7 protein-coding genes are annotated in these 6,523 nt (G+C 43.2%); 1 reads left to right on the forward strand and 6 read right to left on the reverse strand.

Annotated elements, in window-relative coordinates:
• Window position 1: 1 nt before the first annotated feature.
• Both B7988_RS13180 and B7988_RS15100 read right to left on the reverse strand, forming a co-directional pair.
• A complete protein-coding gene (locus B7988_RS13180; protein ID WP_088658283.1) occupies window positions 2-1,009 on the reverse strand; it encodes a DsrE/DsrF/DrsH-like family protein in 1,008 nt (335 codons plus the stop codon).
• Between the two features lie 156 nt (window positions 1,010-1,165).
• A complete protein-coding gene (locus B7988_RS15100) occupies window positions 1,166-1,360 on the reverse strand; it encodes a hypothetical protein (RefSeq protein WP_170930662.1) in 195 nt (64 codons plus the stop codon).
• Between the two features lie 244 nt (window positions 1,361-1,604).
• On the opposite strand from B7988_RS15100, the gene B7988_RS15330 reads away from it, so the two are divergent.
• The gene (locus B7988_RS15330) at window positions 1,605-2,342 is read left to right on the forward strand and encodes an AgmX/PglI C-terminal domain-containing protein (protein WP_249269003.1); all 738 of its coding nucleotides are present in this window, start codon (window positions 1,605-1,607) and stop codon (window positions 2,340-2,342) included.
• A 371-nt stretch (window positions 2,343-2,713) separates the two neighbouring features.
• Here B7988_RS15330 and B7988_RS13190 read toward each other — a convergent pair whose 3' ends face one another.
• The 4 genes from B7988_RS13190 to B7988_RS13205 all read right to left on the reverse strand — a co-directional run.
• Window positions 2,714-3,826 carry a DeoR family transcriptional regulator gene (locus B7988_RS13190; protein ID WP_088658286.1) on the reverse strand — a complete coding sequence of 371 codons (1,113 nt, stop codon included), beginning with the start codon at window positions 3,824-3,826 and terminating at the stop codon, window positions 2,714-2,716.
• A gap of 59 nt (window positions 3,827-3,885) precedes the next feature.
• Window positions 3,886-4,260 carry an ASCH domain-containing protein gene (locus B7988_RS13195; protein WP_088658284.1) on the reverse strand — a complete coding sequence of 125 codons (375 nt, stop codon included), beginning with the start codon at window positions 4,258-4,260 and terminating at the stop codon, window positions 3,886-3,888.
• 2 nt (window positions 4,261-4,262) lie between these two features.
• Window positions 4,263-5,783, reverse strand: a complete 1,521-nt coding sequence (locus tag B7988_RS15190) for a PIN domain-containing protein (RefSeq protein WP_212668323.1) — start codon at window positions 5,781-5,783, stop codon at window positions 4,263-4,265.
• A gap of 86 nt (window positions 5,784-5,869) precedes the next feature.
• Window positions 5,870-6,523, reverse strand: a 654-nt coding sequence (locus B7988_RS13205) for a DUF2971 domain-containing protein (protein ID WP_212668324.1), incomplete at its 5' end; no start/stop codon positions are given.

The raw sequence follows: 6,523 nt of genomic DNA on the forward strand, positions 1-6,523 counted from the left end.
CTTAAATAAAATACGTCAAATCAGATTTTTCGGTGGAGCCGAGCATCGTCGCAACTCCGCTGAGTTCTACGCCGTCGATGAGTTCTTCGGGCGTAATTCCCATCAATTCCATCGACATCTGACAGGCAACGAATTTTACGCCTTTTTGCCGAGCATTTTCAATCAGTTCTTCTAGCGAAGAAATTCCGTTTTTCTTCATAACAGCACGAATCATTTTCGCCCCGATTCCGCCGAAGTTCATGCGCGAAAGTCCGAGTTTCTTGGAGCCGCGGGGCATCATGAAGCCGAACATTTTCCCAATGAGCGACTTCTTGACGCGCACCTTATCGGGCCTGCGCAAAATGCTTACACCCCAGAAGGTGAAGAACATGGTAACCGGGCGGCCCATCGCGGCAGCGCCATTCGCCATGATGAACGAGGCTATTGCCTTGTCCAAATCGCCGCTGAATACGACAAAAGTCTTGCCGTGTTCAAATTCACGATTTTCAAGAGGTTTGGGTGCATCGCGCTTTACGATGGTCGCATAGATTACGCCGTCTTTTTCGGAGAGCGATTTCAACTCGTTGCCGGTACGCTGGCACCAGACATCCACATCCGAGAAAAACGCTTTCTCAGTCGCTTCCACCAGGACTTCTTCGCCGACGGACACGCTTTTGACCGCTTCGTCCACCTTCACGATGGGCCCCGGGCATTTGAGGCCCTTGGCGTCAACGAAGTGAATTTTCGGGACGGCGTCAAGCCCGCCTTCCACATTGTACACATCGTAATCGCGATCGGCGAGAATTTCGGCAACCTCTTCGGAACGATCTCCCGTAGAACAGAACACGTAAACAGGCTTGTCTTTCGGGATGCTATCAATCTTCTTGGACAACTCAAAAAATGGAATTAGAATAGCCCCACTTACGGGACGTACAATGGACTCGCTCGGTTCGCGAACATCCAACAAGGTTGAGTTTTTGGAATCAATCTTGTAGAAATCTTTTGCAAGGAACTTTTTGACTTCGGACATTTTGTCGTGTAGAAAAGTGTTTAGTGGTGGTGACTCACAGAGTTAAAAGTGTGACAAGCAAAAATACAAATTGCACCTAAGCGGCGCAATATTTCGGGATATACAATTTTTTTATAGCTTTTTATAGCGTAAGACTATTCCAAATAATTTCGTACATTATTTGTCCAAGTCCGCCCACATCTCGTCCATATCCGTATAACGCTTGGTCTTCGGGTTGGCTTCGAGCCGTTTCGCCTCTTCGACGGCTTCGAACAGTTCGCCGGAATGTTCCGGGTACTTCAATTCGGAATAGATGCGGAGGTTTTTGGCTGCGGTACTCATGTTCGTAAATATACCGCTTTTTGATTGCATTTACAAGCATTTGCTTGCGAAATCTTGCATATTTAGTGCATTTGCCATTATTGTTTTCATATCGGCCTCATCTGCTTACATGCTGAAAAAACAAAATGCTACTGCACAAGTGTATAAAATATGTGTGGGTTGTCAAGAGTTTTTTTTGCAATTTTTTTGAATTTTCTCTTTTGGCAATTTTTGACACTCCTTTATGCTTATATTTAACGTGACAGAAAGTCTTTCTTTAATTATAGGGGCCGACATGAGCTTTATGGAAAAAATCGCATTCGGATTACTCGGATTCGTCGCCTTCACGTATGCGGGCGGAGCGGCTTCCGTTGTTGCGCAAAAGAGCAAGACAAAGGGATTCTTGTATTCCTATGAAACGGAAGAAATCTTTATGAATGAATGTACGCAAGGCGCGAACCAAAGAGTATGTCGTTGTGTCTTCGGCAAGATAAAACAACAGTATAGTGAGACCGATTATTGGCGACTTGAGAATGATCTGAGAAGAAAAGTGGATCATCCAGAATACATTTCCTACTTGACAGAGTCTGTTGAACAATGCGACGCGGAATACGCTGAAGGGAGTTATGGTGGTAGCGGTGATGGTTTGGCCGGATTGCTTGGCGGTGGCGGCGGAGGAATAGCCACAAAAGCAAAGGGATCCATTAGGACTCCGTCTGAACGCGATATAGAGATAGGTGCAGGAAGTTCCCGTTCCGCAGCAGACATCATGAAGGTTGTGCGTCAGCGAACGCCTGGTTTACGTCATGTCTACAACAAGTTTTTAAAGAAAAAGCCTGGTTTTCAAGGTAAGGTGGCTTTGAAGTTCACAATTGATCCGAGCGGCGTAATAATCAGTATTTCCATCGCTGCTTCCACGACAGGCTACAGCGAATTTGATAACGAGATAAAAAGCGCAGTAAGTCGCTGGAAATTTAGCAAAGTGAATGCGGGTAATACAACTGTGACGATACCGTTTACATTCTCGGAATAGGCTTAATTCAACTACTGCAAATTTTCATATTTGTAGTAGTTTTGTACATCTGTAAAGTTGTTTTCCGCCTTGCCCCACAGACAAAATCTAGTCTTTTTGTGTTTCTTTCAACACCTCTTCCAAGGTGAAGTCCTCCTTGCTGCAAAAGAACGTTTTCTTCCCCAAGTCCTTTAGAGACGCTCCAAAGTGATGTATTTCACGTCCCCCTCCATTTTGCCCGGCAAAGAACCCTGTTCCCCGTGAAGTCGCAATTTGCGACTTCACGAATTCAAGAGGATACTAAATTTTTCGGGAAAACGTTCAAGGCAAAGACCTACATTTAGCCGAATAATTTGTGGACAAAATTTTCGTCCGCAAAAAAAGCAAAAAAACTAATTTACTTTCCAATAGCCGTTTTTGTTGGCGCCAACGCGGGTAATGATATTTTGCTGTTTCAGCAGCTGCAAATCTCTTCGGATTGTTTTTTCCGTAACGCCAAATTTTTCGGCGAGCTTTTGTGCCGATGCATAAGCGTCCTTGGAGATGGCGGCAATAATTTTTTTCTGTCTATCTTTTATAGGGACATTTATCAGGACATTTATAGGGACATTTTCACTGCGTTTTTTTGCCACATTTGGTTTCGATTTTTCAATCACAGCTTTGTCTTTGACTTTCTTGTAGTCAACATGCAGATAGCGGTTTTTCAGTTCATTGTGTTCGCCCATCAGCAAGTTGCGGAAGAATTTCTCAAGATATTCCGGCTCCTGCTGGATTCCTTTTCGCACATTTTTGTAGTTCGCACGGACAAGGGCATTCCTGAAATACCACGAATTTTTGGCGAAAATGTCGTTCCCGACTTTAAAGCCCATGGAACGCAGATACTTGATGGTAAAAACCGCCGTGGTACGCGTATTGCCCTCACCGAAGGCATGAATCTGCCAGAGACGCGACACGAAAAAAGCCAGATGACGGACAATTTCATTCATGCTTAAATTGCTATAGCTAAATTCACGTTCGCGCTCAAAATCATAATCCAGAGCCATCCGCAATTCAAACGATGCCCCGTACATTACGGAATCTCCGTTCAGTACCCATTCTTTTTTGGAAATATCGTACTTGCGAATTTCTCCAGCATGTTTGAACACCCCCTCGAAAAGCCGCTTGTGAATAGCAATCAAAAAAGAGGGTGAGAAATTGAACGACTTTTCACTCAATATTTGCGCAATGCGGGCAGAAACTTTGTCAGCTTCTTCAGTATCGTCTTTGTCGTCGGAACGCTCCGTCTTCGATTCGTAATAAGAATCGATAAGTGCCTGCGCCTTGTTCAGGGAAATTTTCCCTTCGATGTTCTTCTTGGCGACTTCGAGCAGATAATCCGAAGGCGTCAGACCATCAACCTGCTGCAAGCCAATAGCCGTAGACCACGCGTAGGACTTTTCCCGCTTGGCGGGCTCGACATGGCGAATGTATTCTTCAAAATCCAGTTCTGACGGTTTCTTTCGCATCGGAGATCCTTGTGCAGCAATCAAGGCCAAACATAATCTTACTTTTGAGAGAGGAAAGTTTACCCTTCAATATACACGAACGACTGCGGGGCTGCAGAAATGCCGTATTCTGCAAGCGTCTTAGGCGTATCAAATTTCTGCAGTTCGCCCAATTGGTAAGCATATGCCACCGACCGGTTGGCGTAGTAATCCATGAATTTCGGGCGAGAAATTCCTGCATGAGTACGAGTCTTCTCCCAAAGTTTCTTTGGGGAATCCTTCATGACACCAATAACTTCGACCATCGCAACCACTTTCATTTCTGGAGCGGTTGAATAAATCAGAATGCGGTCCACCTTTCTTTTGGCGACGCTTCTGCGGAACTCAAATTTTTTTGAACCTTCGAGAATCCGGTTGGTGTATTCGGGTTTAATGGAAAGAAGAATCGTACACATGTTTAACCATCCACAAATTTAACATTTGTATTCGAATCTGAGAGAATCTGTTTGAAAACCTCGTCAGATATTCGCATAAATGGACGCGGTCCATTAGGAGGTTCGACCACGCCAAGTTGATGCAAATAATCCAAAGTCAGGCGTTTCTTCAGGCTTTTTACAAAAACAAATTTCAAAACCATTAAATTGCCCCGATGCCGGTTCCAGAAATAATCAAGATCATCTTTTGAAAATACACTTCTATTTTGGCATTGCTTCAAGAAGTCTTCTTTACTATTGAATCCATAATGAATTCGGTCGACCATCCCTAAAGTTGTCAAGACCGACGTGTATTTCTTATTGGAACCATCTTCACCCATTCTGTAGAACAGAACCAAATCACCGGGATTGATATTCCGCTCCGGCGACCACGAAATATAGACTTTCTGCAAAGCGTATTTCTGGGCGTCTTTGCCCATAAAGTCAATTTGCTTTTCTGTTTTCAGGATAGAATCCGGCAACAATGAAGTATGGTATTTCGCCATTATCGGAAGAATAAATTTCTGCTTGTCGAACAGAATGTTTGGAAAATTATTCTTTGCCGACAATTCAGGATTAAACGCGTTTAATTTCTTGACGAATACAGCTTCTTCTTTCCCATAGGAGTGTTTTATGCCATGCCGCACAAAGCCCCATGTTTCCAACAAACCCTTCAGAGCCTCCAAATTCGGACTATCCTCAAAAAAAGTAACGTAAATCTCATCTACTTTTCGGTAAAGAGCATTGTCGAAAATAATCTTTATGAAGCGTTCTCCAAGTCTGAATCCGGAAACATCAACTTTGAATGTTCCGACCTTCAGTCTTTTCTTTGGCAAAAACTTCGGCTCAATGGAAGAGTAGTTTTCGGACTGGTCTTCCGTTTTGATGTACAGAAACCCCTTTATAACCCCCTCATCGGTACGGCAAACGTAGGCTTCTTCTTCACTTTTCTTGTTGAACCAAGGAACAAAATCAGGATAAGCACCTTTAAGGCTGTCAAAGAATACGTCATTCAAATCAACGTCACCAAACAGCTCTTTTTTGACGGAGAGCATCTTGTAGCTGATTAATTCGGGATATTCTTCGGTTTTTTCTGAAACGAATTCATTAATTGAATAGATTTTCTGCCCAATGCCGAGTTTGCGGGCCTTTTCTCGAAGTTTTTTGTCTTCCGTAATCAGCAAATCTACGCGATTATTGAAGACCTCGCAAAGCAGTTGGTGGTCTATTCGGTCATTGTCCGATTCTTCTTTCGGCATTTTCGCCAAAAAAACTTCTTGGGGAACAGAGACCGATTTCAAGATTGTATACGCAGGCAACTTCGTTTCGTAAAGTTCCTGCATATTTTTGTCCTTATAGCTCTTTAACTCTTCAAGAGACCACGGATGAATGCACTTTTCGTAATGCAGTTTATCAAGCCAATAAAATAAAAGCCCGATTGACGGATTCGTCACCTTCACATTTTCGCGATGAATCACGATATTTGTATCTAAAAGGACTTTCATTGTATTCTCCTAGTAAAAACCTATCCCACTAAATATATAATTTTACGATGACATATTATGACATATTGATTATTTGTTGTAAAAAATTAAATAAAATCAAAAGTTTGTGGTTTTAAACGAAACGCATCGGGATCAACGGTCATCTTGTAGATTTTCATTTCAGGATTTAGCCATCGCGCGACTTTCAGGATTTCATCCTGTTTGTCTTTTTCCACATTGACACCGAGATAGAGTTCGCAAAAACATTCTCTGCCTATGGGCGGATAAAAGCGGACATCTTCGTAATCAACCGAACCGTCTTTCTTTTTATCTTTCTCTGAGAATTCCGAAGGAATTTCCCCAGTTAACGGGTCTGTTAACAACAGGCGAACTTCTTTTTCATGCTCCCATTCCTTGGCTTTTGTTGAAAGTTGGTAACGGGTGTAGTCAATCATGTCGATTTTGTGATAGAAATCTGGTTTTTCGATAATGTCCTTGTACTGCACTTCTAATTGCTGTGCGCCCAAATAGACTCCGTTCATTACTCGAGAAAGATACTTCTCTGCTTTTTCCATATCTATACCGATACAAACACCGCTGTAACTGCTGTAAAAGCACCACATAAGCAAGGAGTCATAGACTTTAGAGAGGCTGCAAATCCAAGTGATTATTCCGGAGCGGCGGAGCCGCCAGTCCGGAGAAGTGTGAGCCACTAGTCCGGCCTGACGGAGCCACCTGTTTTTTGCCCTACTGGGCTTCCG

Source organism: Fibrobacter sp. UWB1, assembly GCF_002210325.1.
In the GTDB taxonomy this organism is placed as follows: domain Bacteria; phylum Fibrobacterota; class Fibrobacteria; order Fibrobacterales; family Fibrobacteraceae; genus Fibrobacter.

What these genes read in the sequence shown, in the direction of transcription:
- B7988_RS13180 (WP_088658283.1), bottom strand. Translation starts at nt 1,009, where the DNA reads ATGTCCGAAGTCAAAAAGTTCCTTGCAAAAGATTTCTACAAGATTGAT.
- B7988_RS15100 (WP_170930662.1), bottom strand. Translation starts at nt 1,360, where the DNA reads ATGCAATCAAAAAGCGGTATATTTACGAACATGAGTACCGCAGCCAAA.
- B7988_RS15330 (WP_249269003.1), top strand. Translation starts at nt 1,605, where the DNA reads ATGAGCTTTATGGAAAAAATCGCATTCGGATTACTCGGATTCGTCGCC.
- B7988_RS13190 (WP_088658286.1), bottom strand. Translation starts at nt 3,826, where the DNA reads ATGCGAAAGAAACCGTCAGAACTGGATTTTGAAGAATACATTCGCCAT.
- B7988_RS13195 (WP_088658284.1), bottom strand. Translation starts at nt 4,260, where the DNA reads ATGTGTACGATTCTTCTTTCCATTAAACCCGAATACACCAACCGGATT.
- B7988_RS15190 (WP_212668323.1), bottom strand. Translation starts at nt 5,783, where the DNA reads ATGAAAGTCCTTTTAGATACAAATATCGTGATTCATCGCGAAAATGTG.